A 15,446-nucleotide genomic window follows, 5' to 3' on the forward strand; every position below is an offset into this window, starting at 1 on the left:
CGTCCTCCCCTCCGTCTCGAAAGGACCCCTCATGACCAACGCCCGCATCACGATCGACCGCGACTTCACGATCGGCGAGGTGCCGCGCCGGCTCTTCGGCTCGTTCGTCGAGCACATGGGGCGCTGCGTGTACACCGGGATCTACGAACCAGGGCATCCGGCATCCGATGCGCGCGGGTTCCGCACCGACGTGCTGGAGCTGGTGCGCGAGATGGGGCCGACGGTGGTGCGGTACCCGGGGGGCAACTTCGTCTCCGGGTACCGCTGGGAGGACGGCGTCGGACCGGTGGCCGACCGCCCGGTGCGGATGGACGGCGCCTGGCACACGATCGAGACCAACGCGTTCGGACTGCACGAGTTCGTGGACTGGGCGCGCGAGGCCGAGGTCGAGGTGATGGAGGCCATCAACCTCGGCACGCGCGGCGTCGAGGAGGCGCGCTCGCTCGTCGAGTACGCCAATCACCCGAACGGCACGTACTGGTCCGACCTGCGCCGGCGCAACGGCGCCGAGGATCCGTTCGGCATCAAGCTGTGGTGCCTGGGCAACGAGCTGGACGGCCCGTGGCAGATCGGGCACAAGACCGCGCACGAGTACGGGCGACTGGCGCAGGAGACGGCGAAGGCGATGAAGCTCGTCGACCCGTCGATCGAGCTGGTCGCGGTCGGCTCGTCGAACCGCGGCATGCCCACCTTCGGCACCTGGGAGCACACCGTGCTCACGCACGCCTACGACGAGGTGGACTACATCTCGATGCACGCGTACTACCGCGAGGCGGACGGCGATGCGGCGTCCTTCCTCGCCGAGGGTGTGGAGATGGATGCGTTCATCGACGGCGTCATCGCCACGATCGACGCGGTGAAGGCGGCCGGCAAGCACACCAAGCAGGTGGACATCTCGTTCGACGAGTGGAATGTGTGGGACTTCGACCGGTTCAACAACGAGGAGGAGGCCGCGGTCGCCGCCGCGGGCTGGCGCGAGCACCCGCGCCTGATCGAGGACACCTACACGGTGACGGATGCCGTGGTCGTCGGCACCTTCCTGCACAGCCTGCTGCGACACGGCGACCGTGTGAAGATCGCCAACCAGGCGCAACTGGTGAACGTGATCGCGCCGATCCGCTCCGAGGAGGACGGCCCGGCCTGGCGGCAGGCGTCGTTCTGGCCGTTCGCCCGGATGTCGCGGATGGCCCGCGGGCAGATCATGCGCCTCGCCGTCTCGTCGACGCAGGGCGCGACGAAGCAGTACGGCGATGTCGACGAGGTCGACGCCGTCGCGACCTGGGACGAGCAGACGGGCCGGCTCGCGCTGTTCGTCGCGAACCGCTCGCTCACGTCGGATGCCACGGTCGACCTCGATCTGCACGGACTCCGGGCCACCGGCGTGCGGTCGGCCGAGGTGCTGACCATCCCCGACGGCGGCGACCGGCACACCGCGAACACCCTCGACGCGCAGGATGCGGTGGGGCTGCGGAAGCTGGACGGCGTGGCGCTCGACGACGGGGCTGTGCGGCTGACGCTGCCCGCGCTGTCCTGGAGCGCCATCGAGTTTGACGTCGCGCGGGGCTGACGCGCCCCGGCATCTGGCATCTGGCATCCGCGAGCTCCTCGCGAGACCGCGAACGCCGCAGGAGACCCACGTGCAGAACGTGGGTCTCGTGCGGATGTCGGCAGGTCGCGCGGAGCTCACCGGGATCTCGCCGGGAGGTCGCGGGGATCTCGCGCGGCAGGATGCCCGACGCTCAGCGCAGCGCGGGGATGACCTCGCGCTCGAAGAGCTCGATGCCGGAGCGGTCGTAGGCCGCCTCGGGGAAGTAGTGGATCGCGTACTCCAGGCCGCGGGACGACATGTCTCGCAGCCGCTCCACGATCTGCTCGGGCGTTCCGACGCAGAGCGCCGCGTCGCCGCGGTAGGCGTTCATCGCCTCGGCGGTGCGGGTGCTGCCCAGATGCGGCGCCAATCGGGCCTCGATGGCCGCGAGCCGGTCCTCGACCTCGGCCTCGGTCGCGCCGATGACCGTGTTGTAGTCGGTCGACCGCACGATCGCGTCGAAGTCCGTGCCCACGTCGAGGGTGTGCGCGCGCAGGATCTCGCTCTTGCGGCTGAACTCCTCGGGGGTCCCGCCGAAGTTCGTGTACGAGGCGTACTTCGCCGCGATCTTCAGAGTCACCTTCTCGCCGCCGCCGGCGATCCAGAGCGGGATGCCGTCGTCCTGGAGCGGCAGCGGACGGACGATCGCGCCGTCCACCTGAAAGTGCTTCCCGTCCAAGGTGGCGCTGCCGGTGGTCCAGGCCTGCCGCATGATCTGCACGCCCTCGTCGAGGCGCCGCAGCCGGTCGCCGGCCGAGGGGAAGCCGTAGCCGTAGGCCCGCCACTCGTGCTCGTACCAGCCTCCGCCGATGCCCATCTCCGCGCGGCCGCCGGAGATGAGGTCGACGGTCGCTGCCACCTTCGCGAGGTACGCGGGGTTGCGGTACGACATGCAGGTGCACATCTGCCCGAGGCGGATGCGGCTGGTCGACGCCGCGAACGCCGACATCAGCGTCCAGGCCTCATGCGTCGCCTCCTCACTGGCGACCGGAGTGGTGTGGAAGTGGTCGTAGACCCACAGCGACTCCCACGGCCCGGCATCCGCCGCCTGCGCGAGCGAGCGCATCGCCGCCCACTGCTCGGCGGGCTCGATGCCCACGAGATCAAACCGCCAGCCCTGGGGGATGAAGATACCGAAGCGCATGATCAGAGCCTAGGCCGCCGGGATCCGCAGGCACATCGCCCCGCGAGAGCGTGTCCGGGATCAGTCGCACGTCTCGTGTCAGAGCGCGACCGGGATCCGCGAGGTCAGCAGACCGGCATCCACCAGCGAGCGCTCCAGCGCGATCATCGCGATGCCGGACGCCACGGGGTTGCCGCGCACGGCGGACACCTCGAGGTCCAGCGACGTGCCCGCGTGACCCGGCGACTGCTCGCGCATGCGGCGGCCTGCGGAGGGCACGAGCAGGTCGCCGAGCGCCCACGTCGTCCATCCGGTCAAGGTGATGACCTCGGGGTTCACGATGGCGACGAGGTCTGCGAGCGCCGAGCCCAGGAAGTAGGCCGTGCGATTCACCGTTTCGCGCGCAGCCCCATCACCTCCCTCATCGGAAGCGGCTGCAGCGAGCTCCATGATGAAGTCCCGCTGTCTTCCCACATCGGCCAGGGGGTGATCGGGCGCGAGCTCGCGCAGCGTCTCCTGGATGCCGGGCACGCCGATGTACGCCTCGACGCATCCCCGCCGACCGCAGCGGCACAGCCGCCCGTCGAGCACGAGCAGCGAATGCCCCCACTCCCCCGCGGAGTTGGTCGCGCCGCGCAGCACCTGCCCCTGCAGCACGATCCCGGCGCCGACGCCGGTGCCCAGGTTGACGGTCGCCATGCTCGACGCCGACCGCCCGCGACCGAGCCAGAGCTCGGCGGCGACCATCGCCTTCAGCGGGTTGTCGATGACGAGCGGGAATCCCACCCGCTCACGCAGGTGCTCCAGCTCGACGCTGCGCCACTCCCAGTTCGGCACGACGACCGCGACGCCACCGGGCTCCTGGATGAGGCCGGGCAGCGAGATGCCGACCCCGAGGACGCTGTCGCGCCCGACTCCCTGCTGCACGAGCAGGTCGTCGAGGACCGCACCGATGGCCTCGACGATGGAGTCCGGGTCCTGCAGGTTCTCATCATGAGCGCGTTCGATCTGCACCAGCGGATTCAGCGCCGTGTCGAACATGACACCGCGCACGTAGGTCTCGGCGACATCCAGGCCGACGACCCGTCCCCGCTCCACGTTGATCGCCAGCATCGCCGTCGGCCGGCCGACCTGCCCTGCGGTCGTCTTCGTCTCGACGATGATGCCCCGGTCGATCAGCTCACCCGCGACGGTCACGACCGTCGCGGCGCTCAACCCGGTCTTCCGCGCGATCTCGTTGCGCGTCGTCTCCCCCGCGGACAGCACCGCATGCAGCACGTCGACCATCGAATCGCTGCGGATGTCTCGCGACGTCCGCCTGATCGCGGCTCCCCTCATAGCTGAACCGTAACAGGCGGGACAGTGCCGGCGCCCAGCTGCACCCTCGAGGCTCCAGGTCGCACGTAGGCGATCAGCCGGCCGCCGAAGGTGCGTCGCCACGGAAGCGCGTACGCCGTGACGTCCGCGAGATCGCCGTTCTCCACGCCGAGCAGCGTGCCGCCGTCGACGGCGACCGTGACATCCGCCTCGCCCATGGCGTGCTGCCCGCCGGTGTCCCGCAGCGCGCACTCGATCTGCACGACGTCGTCGATGTCGATGCCCGCTGCCCGGCATCGCCGGGCAGCGGTGTCGGGCACGGCCCACACGACGGCGTCCAGCCCCGCGGGCGCCCCCGCGGGGCGCAGCTCGTCGCGGGCGACGACGCGGTCGCCGTCCTGCACCTCGAGCGCGATCACGGCGTCGGATGCCGGGAGCACCGCGCGCCAGTATCCGCCGACGCCGTCGAACTCGAGCGGCGTCTCCGCTCCGTCGACGGTGAGCCGCGGCGTCCCGCCACCGGCGAAGGCCAGCACCTCGAGTTCGGCGGCGTCCGCCGGCCGATGCCGCGAGACCGGGTGCGACCAGAACGACGTCTCCCCGGTGGTCGCCGGGCGCAGGACGAGGTGGGCCGTCGGCTCATCCGACCACCAGCTGCGGCGCAGCTGTGCCTCATGCTTCGCGAATCCGGCCAGAGTCAGCAGCCCCGCGCCGGAGCCGTGGACCGGCCACCCGCGTGCCTCACCGAGATAGTCGACACCCGTCCACAGGAACTGCCCGGAGATGAAGTCGTTGTCCGCGACGGCGCGCCACTGGGCGTACCCGTGGCCGTTCTCGCTGCCGATCAGCGGCTTGCCGGGAAAACGCAGATGGTCGTCCTGGTACAGGTGCTCCTTGTAGTTGTAACCGACCAGATCGAGGTCGTCGAGCAGTCCGGTGCGGCTGGACAGTTCGGGGAACGCCGCGGCGAGCGTGACAGGACGGGTCGGATCGGCCTCCCGCACGATCCGACCCAGCCGGCGCGCGATCGTCGTGAGGCGGCGCACGTCGGGGCGGCTGGGGTCGTAGATGCGCTCCTGGGCCGGCTTGTTCGCGTCATTGTTGCCGGTCATCTCCTCGAAGAGCGGGCTGGCGTAGGGGTCGTTCGGATAGTCGATCTCGTTGCCGATGCTCCAGGCGATGATCGAGGGATGGTTCCGGTTCGCCGCGATCATGTCACGCAGGTCGCGCTCGTACCAGTCCGGGAAGTGCGTCGCGTAGCCCTCGTGCTTGGGCGGGTACACGTTGTGCCCCTGCCACCACTTGTTCTTCGGACTCTCCCATTCGTCGAAGGCCTCGTCGATCACGAAGAGGCCGAGCGCATCGCAGAGAGCGTAGAGCGTCTCGTCATGCACGTTGTGCGCCATGCGAACGGCATTGCAGCCGATCTCCTTGAGGGCGAGCAGCCGCCGCAGCCACACCTGCGCGGGGACGGCGACGCCCAGGCATCCGGCGTCCTCGTGCAGGCAGACGCCCTTCAGCGTGCGGGGCTCGCCGTTGACGAAGAACCCGCGGTCGGGGTCGAAGGAGATCACGCGGATGCCGACGACCTCGGAGCTCTCACCGCGCCCCTCGCGGTCGGCGGTGCTCCAGCGCAGCGTGGTGGTCAGACGGTAGAGGCGAGGGTCGGAGTCCGACCACAGCTCAGGCTGCGGGATCCGCTGCTCGACGACGACCTCAGCGGCCTCGTCGGCACCGACCCTCAGCGTGCGATCGAACTCATGGACGGCATCGGTGCTCAGGGAGCGCAGCTGGTACTGCAGATGCACTTCCGCGTCCGTGGCCAGGTGGCTGGCCACGGAGTGCACGATGCGGACGAGCGCACTCTCGTCGTCCGCCTCCACGACGGTGAAGGCCGTGCTCCGCGGCGCGACGTCGACGGGTTCCCGCACCTCGATGCGCACGGCACGAGTGATGCCGGAGCCGTTGTACCACCGCGAATCCGCGATCTCGGTGCGATCTACGCGCACGCTGATCACCAGCTCGTCATCCGGCGAGTACGAGATGATCTCGGTGAGGTCGAACGAGAACGGCAGGTGGCCGTTGGGCCGGCCGCCCAGGTGGTATCCGTTGACCCAGACGTCCGCGTTCTTGTAGACGCCGCCGAAGACGAGCGTGACACGGCCGTCCGCACCGAGGCCGAGCGCGCTGATCGACACGTGCGCGCGGTACCAGCCGACACCGCCAGGGAGATATCCGGTGCCGCTGGAGCACTCCGGTGAGAACTCCTGCTCGACGCTCCAGTCGTGCGGCACGTCGACCAGTCGCCACTCCGAGTCGTCGAACGACTTCGCCCATGCCTCCGCGGTGTCTGCGAGCATGAAGCGCCACTGCGCCACGGACAGGGCCTGCACCCGGGTCATCGTTCCTCCGCCGGGATGTAGCGGGTGAGCACACTGCGGAAGACGACGGACTGTGCCATCGCGACCGCGCCGAATCCGAAGAGGAGCCAGAGCAGACCGTAGCCGGTCGCCTGGGGGTAGAACACGGTCACCACAGCCGCGAGCACCGGGATCGACAGCGCCGCGAGGGCGGCGAGCGGATGCCGCATCCCGATCAGTCGCGCATTGCGCAGCACGACCCGGGTGGAGTCGTCGAAGAGAGCGAGATAGGGGAAGACGAAGAGCACCGAAGTCACCGCGAAGAACAGCAGCACGTACCAGGCGCCGAGCAGGAGGAACTGCACGACGGCGTCGTCCACCAGGCGCGTCACGACGAGGTACCAGGCGGCAAAGGCCGCTCCGACCGCGGCGAGGATCAGCGTGATCACGGTGGACTGACGCAGCTCACGGCGGAACGTCGTGAGATAGTCACGGCTGATCGAGTGCTCCGTACCCGCGGCCATGCGCATGGCGGTGCCGTACAGCGCCGTGAGCGAGGCGCCGACCGTGACGATCGGCAGCGACGTGGCGATGAACAGGATGTTGAGAATCATGACGTCCGCGACGCGCGTGAGCGCGCGCATCAGCGCCGAGTCGGCCGCGAAGATGCCGGGCATCGGTCCTCCAGTCGGGGCGGTGGGGTGAGCCGGGTGGGTCTGAGGACCCACCCGGCAGGTGGGATGGCGTCTACTTCTGGTCCTTGGCCCAGTCGTCGACGTTCGACTGGATCGCGTCACGGGCGTCGTCGTAGCCCGCTTCCTTCAGCTTCGAGCGCATCTCGTCGATCGCCTTGGCCGGGTCGTCGAACTTGCCGTACTCGAGCTGCGGGATGTACTCGGACAGCACCGCACCCATCGCCGCCAGGGTCGGGTCGATCGTGTCCTTGTCGATGATGAGGGTCGAGTACGGGTAGTCCTTCGCGACCTCGTCGAGAGCCGCGTAGATCTCCTTCTTGTTCGGCGCCTCGGTCACCCGCTGCGGCTCGAACTCATCCATGCGGCCGGCCCAGAAGTTCGAGCCGAGGCTGTCCTTGGACGGGTCGTAGCCGTCGGGCTGCCCGAGCTTGCCGTCATCGGTCATCACGTAGTCCGTGCCCTCGATGCCGAAGTTCAGCAGGGCGTAGAGCTCTTCGTCGTTGCGCAGTGCGTCGTACACCTGGAGCGCCTTCTCGGGGTGCTTCGAGTTCGCGCTCACCGCCATCGCGCCGTGCGTCTTGATGTCCTTGAAGACGTTGCCGTTCTCCTGGCCCCAGTAGAACATCTTCGGGTCGGAGCCCGGCTGCTTCTTGGTCATGTTGTCGACGATCGCGCCGATGTAGGTCTGCGTGTGGTGCTGGTCCGCGCCGCTGCGTCCGGCGTAGAACTCCTCGCGGGTGTCGCCGTCGTAGTTGACCGCGTCCTCGCGCCAGACCCCGATGTCGTTCCACTTCTTCGCCAGCTTCGCGGCGTCGAGCAGCTCGTCGCTCTCCATGTACCACGAGGTGACCTCGTTGTCGGATGTGATCTGGAACGGCATGTAGTTTCCGGCGCTGGCGCCCTGCAGGGTGGCCCAGTCGGTGTGCCCCTGCAGGTAGCCGGTGAGCGCGGCCTCGCCGTTCGCGGCGCCCGCGACGTCCCACGGGTAGGCCTCAGGCTGGTTGTCCTTCACCCACTGGAAGTACTTCGTGAAGTCCTCGAAGCTCGTGATCTCGCCGTTCGCGAACCCGGCGGCCGTGGCCCAGTCGCCGCGATAGAAGAACCCGTGATTCGTGTACTGCGTGTAGTTGTCCTCGGGGATGAACTGGATCTCGCCGTCGAGCTTGGTGAGGTCCCAGTCGCCGTCGTCGTTCACCTGCTTCCAGGTCTTGGGCGCGTTGTCCTGGAGCATCTTCTCGGAGAGCGGCAGGAAGGCGCCCTTCTCCGCGTTCTCCCAGGCGTACAGCCAGTCGGTGGCTGTGGTGATCAGGTCGACCTTGTCGTCGCCCGACAGCAGCTCGACGTTGTACTGGGTCTGCCAGTCGGCCCACTCGATGTAGTGGAAGGCGAGGGTCGCGCCGGTCTTCTCCTTCAGCTTCGGGTTCAGCTTGTCGAGCATGGCCTCGAGGTGCCCGTTGGTGGGCTTGTCGCCCAGCACGAGCATGGTGACCTTCGTGTTGCCTCCGCTGTCGTCTCCGCCGCCCGGCGTGCAGCCGGCGAGCATGCCGACGCCAAGTCCGACGGTGGTGATGAGTGCTGCGGACATGAGGATTCTGGTTTTCATTCGAGACTCCTTCGGCTCGTGGTGTGGGGGATTGCAGGATGAGGGATTGCGGGATTGCGGGATGCGGGATTGGGGTCAGCCCTTGACGGCGCCGACCGTGATGCCGCTGACGAAGTACTTCTGCACGAACGGGTAGAAGAGCAGGATCGGGCCGGTCGCGACGACCGCGCTCGCCATCTTCAGGGTGTTGCTGGGCAGATCGGCGATGCTCACGTTCGCCCCCGCGACGGAGTTGCGCAGCGCGTTCGCGGTGTTGATCACGTTGTACAGGTAGTACTGCAGCGGTTTGAACTCGACGGTGCTGCCCAGATAGAGCGATGACAGGTACCACTCGTTCCAGTACGCCAGCGCGAGGAACAGGCCGATCGTGGCGAGAGCGGGCTTCATCATCGGCAGCGTCAACTGCGCGAAGATGCGGAAGTCCCCTGCGCCGTCGATCTTGCCCGACTCGACGATCTCGTACGGCACCGTCTTCATGAAGTTCTTCATCAGGATGATCAGCCACGGCGTCATCAGCAGCTGCAGGAAGACCGCGAGATACGTGCCGCGCAGGCCGAGGTCCTTGCCCACCCAGAGGAAGGTCGGCGCGAGGCCGGCGGAGAAAAGGGTGGTGAAGTAGATGAAGAACGAGATGTGGTTGCGGAACGGGAAGTCCTGCCGGTACAGCGCGAACCCGGTCATGGCGATGATGAACAGCCCGATGGCAGTGCCGAAGACCGTCATCAGGACGGTCACCGTGTACGCCCCGAGGATCTGCCGCGGGGACTGGAAGATCAGCTCGTACGCGTCCAGGCTGAAGTCCTTCGGCCAGAGTCCGAATCCGTCCTTGCGGATGGCGTCCTCGCTGGAGAACGAGGCCGACACGATCAGCACGAAGGGCAGCAGGCAGAACAGCGCGAACACGCTGATCCACACGTAGGAGATCCCGCGCAGCCAGCGGTCGCTGGCGGAGAGCCTGATCGCCCGCGGCTTCGGGGACCTGTCGAAAAGCCCCTTGCCCTTCTTCGGCAGGATCAGCGTCTTGGTGGCACCGGTGTCGTCCATGTCTGCGGCCGGCACGGTCAGTGTGACATCAGAAGAGGGCATAGTCCTTGTTCATCCTTCGCACGATCCAGTTCGCCGTCATGACGACGGCGAAGCCGAACAGGGATTGGTACAGGCCGACGGCCGTGGAGGTGGTGAAGTTGTTCTGCGACATCACCATGCGGTACACCGAGGTCTCGATGATGTCGGTGGTGGAGAACAGCGCCGCGTTATTGCCGACGAGGTTCCAGAACAGCCCGAAGTTGCCGCTCATGATGCCGCCCAGCGAGAACAGGAACAGGATGATGAACGTGGGCTTGAGGCTGGGCAGGATCACGTAGCGGATGCGCTGCCAGGCCGACGCCCCATCGATCTCGGCCGCCTCGAACAGGCCCTTGTCGATGCCCATGATGGCGGCGAAGTAGACGATCGACCCGTAGCCGGTGCTCTGCCACAGATGCACGATGATGATGATCAGCGGCCAGATGCCGGCCATGCTGTAGATCTTGATCGGGTCGCCGCCGGCCTTCTCGATGAGGGTGTTCAGCGCGCCGGTGTCGTAGTTCAGGATGTTGAAGGCGATGACGCCGATGAGGACGACGGAGATGAAGTACGGCAGGAACATGATGCCCTGCGTGAACTTCTTGAAGAACTTCAGCCGCACCTCGTTGAACATGATCGCGATCGCGATCTGCAGCACGTTGCCGAGGACGATGAAGGCGATGTTGTAGAGGATCGTGTTGCGGGTGAGATCCCAGAGCATGCCCGACTTGATGAGGAACTCGAAGTTGCGCAGCCCCACGAACTCACTGCCGAAGATGCCGTCGCGATAGTTGAAGTCGGTGAACGCGATCCAGATGCCCGGCAGCGGCGCGTAGTTGAAGACCAGGAAGAACGCGATCGCGGGAACGCACATGAAGAGCAGCATCCGGCTCGTCTTCACCTGCCCCCAGAACGACTTGCGTCGTCGTGGCTGTACCTCTGTCAGTACCATCCGCCGCCTCTCTGCGGGGGCGGCGTCATCGGTGACGCCGCAAGGATCAGGAGTAAGAGATCAAGGATAAAGTTAACCCTTGTTTTAACTGTCGCCAAGGTAGCAGGGGCGGGGTTCGGCTGGCAAGGGTTTTCTTGGCGGCTCCCCGAAGACTAGTCAGCGGGTGGCCAGGACACCGTCGGCCATCCGTCGTTCCAGACGATCGGCAGCAGGCCCAGCGTGGGAACCCCGTCGGCGGCACCGTCGTACCAGTGGAACCCCAGCGAGTCGTTCGACACAGACTGACCGCCCGGGCCGATCCTGTCGCCGTCCGTGGTCAGCACCACCGTGCCGCCGTCGTCGAGCAGCGATCCGCCGTCGGCATCCTGATAGGGCCCCGTGACGGCGTCCGCGGCGCCGACGATGATCTCGTACGTGCTGTCGGCACCCTTGCAGCAGAACCCGCGCGAGGCGAACAGGTAGAACCTCCCGCCGTGCGCAACGATGTACGGCGCCTCGATCGCGTTCTCGGTCAGCCCCCTGTCGGCGATGGTCACCGGCTCCGAATCATCGGCTCGAAGACCGCTCGGCCACTCCAGCGGGACGATCTTCAACCCGGACGAGAACGATCCGAACGCCATCCAGGGCTCGCCGTTCTCGTCCTCGACGATGCCGGGGTCGATCGCGTTGTAGTCGGTACCCGCGGACGCGATGACCTCGCCCCTGTCGACCCACTCGTAGTCGGGATCGTCGGGATCGAGCGTGGTGTTCGTCGCCAGGGCGATCAGCGAATCGTTACTGCCGAAGGTGGAGGCCGCGTAGTAGAGGTACCAGGTGCCGTCGTGCTCGTAGAGCTCAGGAGCCCAGAGGTTGTCGACGCCCGGGATCCGCTCCGACAGCCATGCGGGCTTCTCATCCCACACCTCGCCGGCGTACTCCCATTCCGCCCCGTCCTCGGATCGACGGACCTGGATGTTGCCGTCGGCGATCTGGCCGTTGCCAGTGGAGTACACGTAGTCGCCGTCATCGGTGTGCACGTACGCCGGATCGTGCACATAGACGTCGCCGCTCAGCGAAGCGGGCTCGGGGGCGGATGCGCATCCGCCGAGCAGCGTCGTCGCAGCGAGAAGGGCGGCGAGCCGCCCGGCTTTCGAATCGCGCAGACGGCCGCTTCCGGCACCCCGGGAGGGCCGTCTGCGCGATTCGGGAGTCGTCATGCCAGAGCCACCGCCGACCACGAGACCGGGGGCAGCGTGACCGTGAGCACGCCGCCTTGGAGCACGACGCCCTCGAGGTCCTTCAGCCCGACGCGGTTCTGGTCGGCGAGCGTGTTCTTCGCGTACACGTCGTCGTCCCAGAGGGTGACGGCCTCGGTGACCGTCTGCGCGCCCAGCTCGGCGACGTTCACCGTGACGGTGATCGCCTCGGTCTGGCTGCGGTTCACCAGGAACACGGCCGAATCAGCACCGTCCGTCGTCACGACCGAGTCGACCAGCGGCGCCTCACCGTAGACCTTGGTCTCATAGGTACCGGCGTCGATGCGGGGCTTGAGGATCTCGCCCTTCGCCAGACGCGACGTCACCGAGAACGGGAAGAACGTCGTCTGCCGCCAGGCGTCGCCGCCCGGCTCGGTCATGATGGGCGCGATCACGTTGACCAGCTGCGCGAGAGACGCCGAGGCCACCCGGTCGTGGTTCTTCAGCAGCGTGATCATCAGGTTGCCGAGCACCACGGCATCCGCCACCGAGTACACGTCCTCGAGCTGGCGGGGCGCCACGCGCCACTCGTCGTTGACCTCGTCGGAGGCCTGGTGCTCGTCGAGGTACCAGATGTTCCACTCGTCGAAGGAGAGCTTGATCTTCTTCTTCGACTTGAGCTTGTTGCCCACGTGGTCGGCGGTCGCGACGACCGTCTCGATGAAGTACTGCATGTCCAGCGACGAGGCCAGGTACGAGCCGAGGTCACCGCCGCGCTCCTGGTAGTAGGCATGGCAGGAGATGTAGTCGACGTGCTCGTACGCGTGCTCGAGCACCGTACGCTCCCAGTCGCCGAACGTCGGCATCGACGAGCCGGAGGATCCGCACACCACCAGCTCCAGATCGCGGTCGGCGGTCTTCATCGCCTGCGCGGTGCGCGCGGCGAGCTTGCCGTAGTCGTCGGCGGTCATGTAGCCGGTCTGCCACGGGCCGTCCATCTCGTTGCCGAGGCACCACATGCGGATGTTGTGCGGCTCGACGGTGCCGTTGGCGATGCGCTGGTCGCTGAGCGCCGTGCCGGACGGGTGGTTGCTGTACTCGAGCAGGTCGAGCGCGGCCTCGATCCCCCGGGTGCCGAGGTTCACCGCCATCATCAGCTCGGATCCGGTGAGCTTCAGCCAGCGCGAGAACTCGTCCACGCCGACCTGGTTCGTCTCGATCGAGTGCCAGGCCAGGTCACGACGCACCGGTCGCTGGTCGCGCGGCCCCACCGAGTCCTCCCAGCGGAAGCCCGAGACGAAGTTGCCGCCGGGGTAGCGGATGGTGGTGGAGCCGAGCTCCTTGACCAGCTCGACGACGTCGAGGCGGAAGCCGTCCTCGTTCGCGGTGGGGTGGCCGGGCTCGTAGATGCCGTCGTAGACACAGCGTCCGAGGTGCTCGACGAACGAGCCGAAGATCCGGCGGTTCAGGGGTGCGACGACCGCTTCGCGGTCGACGGAGATACGTGCTTCGGTCACGGTTCTTTCCTTCTGTGTTGCATGCCGCGGCACAGCGTGCGCGGACGATGGTCTGGGGTCTCGGAGGGAGGATGATGCCGGTCAGCCGGCGTCCTCGATGCGGTCGAGGCGTGCGTCCATCAGACGCACGATGACGACGAGCGGAACGGCCGCCGCGAGGAGGGGCAGCAGCACGGGCAGCGTCATGACGATGGCGGCCCACGCGGCGAGGGTCACGACGAGGGCGGCGCTCACCGGCAGGGATGCCGCCGGCAGCACCACGGCGTAGCGCAGGACGGCGACGGTGCCGTCGTCGTATCGGGAGAGCAGGGTGACGGTCGTGGCCAGGGTGAGCACGAAGCCCACCGCCAGGGCGAGGGTGAAGACGAGCAGCGCCGCCGACAGCGGGCCGGCCGACTGAGGCAGCAGGATCAGGTCGGCCGCCAGCAGCGCGCCCGCGATCCAGAACGGGATGCCTGCGCGGTTCGCTCGCCAGAACTCGGCCCGGTACGTGCGCCAGAACGTGCGCACCAGCCCCGTCTCCGCCGTGCCGAGCAGCAGGTCGTTGCGACGCAGGACAGCGGTGGCCGCCACCGCGGCAGGCATCGCACCGAGCAGCACCAGACCGGCGACTGCACCGAACAGCAGCATCAGGTTCGTGACGACCAGTGCCATCGCGACCCGCAGCCACTGCATGAGCCGCCCGGCCCAGCCCAGCACCTCGTCGTCGGCGCCGGGCAGCGTGTGCGCAGAGGTGCTCATGCCGGCACCCGCTGCGATCCGCTCCAGACCACACCCGATTCGTCGATGCCCGCGAACGCGAGCACCGTTCGCTTCGCCACCGGGTCGTACGCGCCGAACACGACGCCGTCGAGCACGATCGTCGCGGCATCTTCCGCATCCGGCCCCTGTGCATGCCGAAGGGCGAGCCTCGTCGCCACGGGCGCGCCGGCGGACACCGCATCCGTCGCCAGTCTCACCGGCTGCGCCTCGATCATCCCGGACACCCGCGGGTCGAACCTGACGGCGTCGTAGTCGCCGGATGCGGGGATCGGCGCGTCCAGAGTCTCGGCCGCAGCACCCGCATACGGGTGCGGCGACACCAGCGGCCAGCCGCCCGCCGTCCAGTGCACGCGGCGGATCTGCGCCTCGTGCTGCCGCGGAGCATCCGCCAGCCGCACGTGGTGCACCATGTAGGTCGCGTCGCCGTCGCTGAAGATCGAGTTGTGCCCTGGCGCGATGAAACCCGTCCCGCCGGGGAAGCGATATCCGCCGAGGACCTTGGTGCCGACGGCCTCCGCCTCACCGGCGGCGGGGTCGGTCAGGTCGCGGCCGGCGGCATCCAGATACGGACCGGTGATCTCCTTCGCCGCCCCCACGCGCACGCTGTAGGTGTTCACGAGCGAGTCGTAGGAGACGAAGAGCACGAAGCGATCCTCTTCGGGGCGATACACGACGTACGCCCCCTCGATCGCGCCGTCGACGTCGGAGGGACGGCGCGCGATCAGGGTGCCCTTCTCATCGCGCACGCGCATGCCGGTGGAGCGGTCGAGCTCGACCGCGTGGATGCCGCCGAAGAACGAGCCGTAGATCATCCAGGCGCGCCCGTCGCGGTCGAAGGCGATCGCTGCGTCGATCGCGTTGTGGCCGTCGCGCTCGTGCTGCGTGGCCACGACGATGCCGCGATCCGTCCACGGGCCGGAAAGCGTCTCGGCGGTGGCCAGGCCGATCGCCGACGTCCGCGATCCGAAGGTCGATGCCGAGTAGTACATGTGCCAGCGGACCGATCCGTCGGCCGTCCGCCAGCGGATGACGTCCGGAGCCCACAGGCCCTCGGCGTTCGACCACTCCCGGGCCGGCGCGGGCACTTCGCCGAGGGCTGTGCCCTGGAAGGTCCATGTCACCAGGTCGGATGAGGTGCGCACATGGGCCCCCACCGGCATCGCGTCGACATCCACCGCGGCATCCGTCGAGAACATGTACCAGAGCCCGTCGTCGCCGCGGACCACCGTGGGGTCGTGCGCATTGCGCGCGCCCCACGTGGCGGGATCACTCGTGACCGTCTGCATCCC

Annotated in this window: 12 protein-coding genes; 1 reads left to right on the forward strand and 11 read right to left on the reverse strand. The window is 67.7% G+C overall.

The window, feature by feature from the left end; translation table 11 throughout:
• The first annotated feature begins 31 nt into the window (after window positions 1–31).
• Window positions 32–1,567 carry an arabinosylfuranosidase ArfA gene (arfA, locus tag GON06_RS15405; protein WP_157313192.1) on the forward strand — a complete coding sequence of 512 codons (1,536 nt, stop codon included), beginning with the start codon at window positions 32–34 and terminating at the stop codon, window positions 1,565–1,567.
• Window positions 1,568–1,739: 172 nt separating this feature from the next.
• On the opposite strand, the gene GON06_RS15410 is transcribed toward arfA (GON06_RS15405), so the two are convergent.
• The 11 genes from GON06_RS15410 to GON06_RS15460 all read right to left on the reverse strand — a co-directional run bounded on the left by GON06_RS15410 (window position 1,740) and on the right by GON06_RS15460 (window position 15,443).
• Complete coding sequence (locus tag GON06_RS15410) at window positions 1,740–2,732, reverse strand: LLM class F420-dependent oxidoreductase (RefSeq protein ID WP_157313193.1); 993 nt, start codon at window positions 2,730–2,732, stop codon at window positions 1,740–1,742.
• A gap of 78 nt (window positions 2,733–2,810) precedes the next feature.
• Window positions 2,811–4,049, reverse strand: coding sequence for an ROK family transcriptional regulator (locus GON06_RS15415; protein WP_157313194.1), 1,239 nt, complete (start codon window positions 4,047–4,049; stop codon window positions 2,811–2,813).
• Window positions 4,046–6,430, reverse strand: coding sequence for a glycoside hydrolase family 2 TIM barrel-domain containing protein (locus GON06_RS15420; protein WP_157313195.1), 2,385 nt, complete (start codon window positions 6,428–6,430; stop codon window positions 4,046–4,048). Before GON06_RS15420 ends, GON06_RS15415 begins: the two co-directional genes overlap by 4 nt.
• On the reverse strand, window positions 6,427–7,065 hold the full coding sequence (locus GON06_RS15425; RefSeq protein ID WP_157313196.1) for a YesL family protein: 639 nt from the start codon (window positions 7,063–7,065) through the stop codon (window positions 6,427–6,429). Before GON06_RS15425 ends, GON06_RS15420 begins: the two co-directional genes overlap by 4 nt.
• A gap of 70 nt (window positions 7,066–7,135) precedes the next feature.
• A complete protein-coding gene (locus GON06_RS15430; RefSeq protein WP_157313197.1) occupies window positions 7,136–8,686 on the reverse strand; it encodes an ABC transporter substrate-binding protein in 1,551 nt (516 codons plus the stop codon).
• 75 nt (window positions 8,687–8,761) lie between these two features.
• Window positions 8,762–9,772: a carbohydrate ABC transporter permease gene (locus tag GON06_RS15435; protein ID WP_198346726.1), complete on the reverse strand. Its 1,011-nt coding sequence runs from the start codon at window positions 9,770–9,772 to the stop codon at window positions 8,762–8,764.
• The gene (locus GON06_RS15440) at window positions 9,759–10,703 is read right to left on the reverse strand and encodes an ABC transporter permease (RefSeq protein ID WP_157313198.1); all 945 of its coding nucleotides are present in this window, start codon (window positions 10,701–10,703) and stop codon (window positions 9,759–9,761) included. Before GON06_RS15440 ends, GON06_RS15435 begins: the two co-directional genes overlap by 14 nt.
• 152 nt (window positions 10,704–10,855) lie before the next feature.
• Window positions 10,856–11,899 carry an arabinan endo-1,5-alpha-L-arabinosidase gene (locus GON06_RS15445; protein WP_157313199.1) on the reverse strand — a complete coding sequence of 348 codons (1,044 nt, stop codon included), beginning with the start codon at window positions 11,897–11,899 and terminating at the stop codon, window positions 10,856–10,858.
• Window positions 11,896–13,395: an arabinosylfuranosidase ArfA gene (gene arfA / locus GON06_RS15450; RefSeq protein WP_332837618.1), complete on the reverse strand. Its 1,500-nt coding sequence runs from the start codon at window positions 13,393–13,395 to the stop codon at window positions 11,896–11,898. The genes GON06_RS15445 and arfA (GON06_RS15450) overlap by 4 nt, the downstream gene beginning before the upstream one ends.
• An 81-nt stretch (window positions 13,396–13,476) precedes the next feature.
• Entirely contained in the window at window positions 13,477–14,136 is a 660-nt protein-coding gene (locus tag GON06_RS15455) for a DUF624 domain-containing protein (RefSeq protein ID WP_157313200.1), read from the reverse strand.
• Window positions 14,133–15,443 (reverse strand): arabinan endo-1,5-alpha-L-arabinosidase, encoded by a 1,311-nt coding sequence (locus GON06_RS15460; protein WP_157313201.1) that lies wholly within the window; start codon window positions 15,441–15,443, stop codon window positions 14,133–14,135. Before GON06_RS15460 ends, GON06_RS15455 begins: the two co-directional genes overlap by 4 nt.
• Window positions 15,444–15,446: the final 3 nt, after the last annotated feature.

It is taken from the genome of Microbacterium sp. MAH-37, assembly GCF_009758255.1.
Lineage (GTDB): Bacteria > Actinomycetota > Actinomycetes > Actinomycetales > Microbacteriaceae > Microbacterium.

Excerpts from the sequence above, each read along its gene's own strand:
- GON06_RS15440 (WP_157313198.1), bottom strand. The coding sequence starts at position 10,703 with ATGGTACTGACAGAGGTACAGCCACGACGACGCAAGTCGTTCTGGGGG.
- GON06_RS15415 (WP_157313194.1), bottom strand. The coding sequence starts at position 4,049 with ATGAGGGGAGCCGCGATCAGGCGGACGTCGCGAGACATCCGCAGCGAT.
- arfA (WP_157313192.1), top strand. The coding sequence starts at position 32 with ATGACCAACGCCCGCATCACGATCGACCGCGACTTCACGATCGGCGAG.
- GON06_RS15420 (WP_157313195.1), bottom strand. The coding sequence starts at position 6,430 with ATGACCCGGGTGCAGGCCCTGTCCGTGGCGCAGTGGCGCTTCATGCTC.
- GON06_RS15430 (WP_157313197.1), bottom strand. The coding sequence starts at position 8,686 with ATGAAAACCAGAATCCTCATGTCCGCAGCACTCATCACCACCGTCGGA.
- GON06_RS15460 (WP_157313201.1), bottom strand. The coding sequence starts at position 15,443 with ATGCAGACGGTCACGAGTGATCCCGCCACGTGGGGCGCGCGCAATGCG.
- GON06_RS15445 (WP_157313199.1), bottom strand. The coding sequence starts at position 11,899 with ATGACGACTCCCGAATCGCGCAGACGGCCCTCCCGGGGTGCCGGAAGC.
- GON06_RS15410 (WP_157313193.1), bottom strand. The coding sequence starts at position 2,732 with ATGCGCTTCGGTATCTTCATCCCCCAGGGCTGGCGGTTTGATCTCGTG.
- GON06_RS15455 (WP_157313200.1), bottom strand. The coding sequence starts at position 14,136 with ATGAGCACCTCTGCGCACACGCTGCCCGGCGCCGACGACGAGGTGCTG.
- GON06_RS15435 (WP_198346726.1), bottom strand. The coding sequence starts at position 9,772 with ATGCCCTCTTCTGATGTCACACTGACCGTGCCGGCCGCAGACATGGAC.
- GON06_RS15425 (WP_157313196.1), bottom strand. The coding sequence starts at position 7,065 with ATGCCCGGCATCTTCGCGGCCGACTCGGCGCTGATGCGCGCGCTCACG.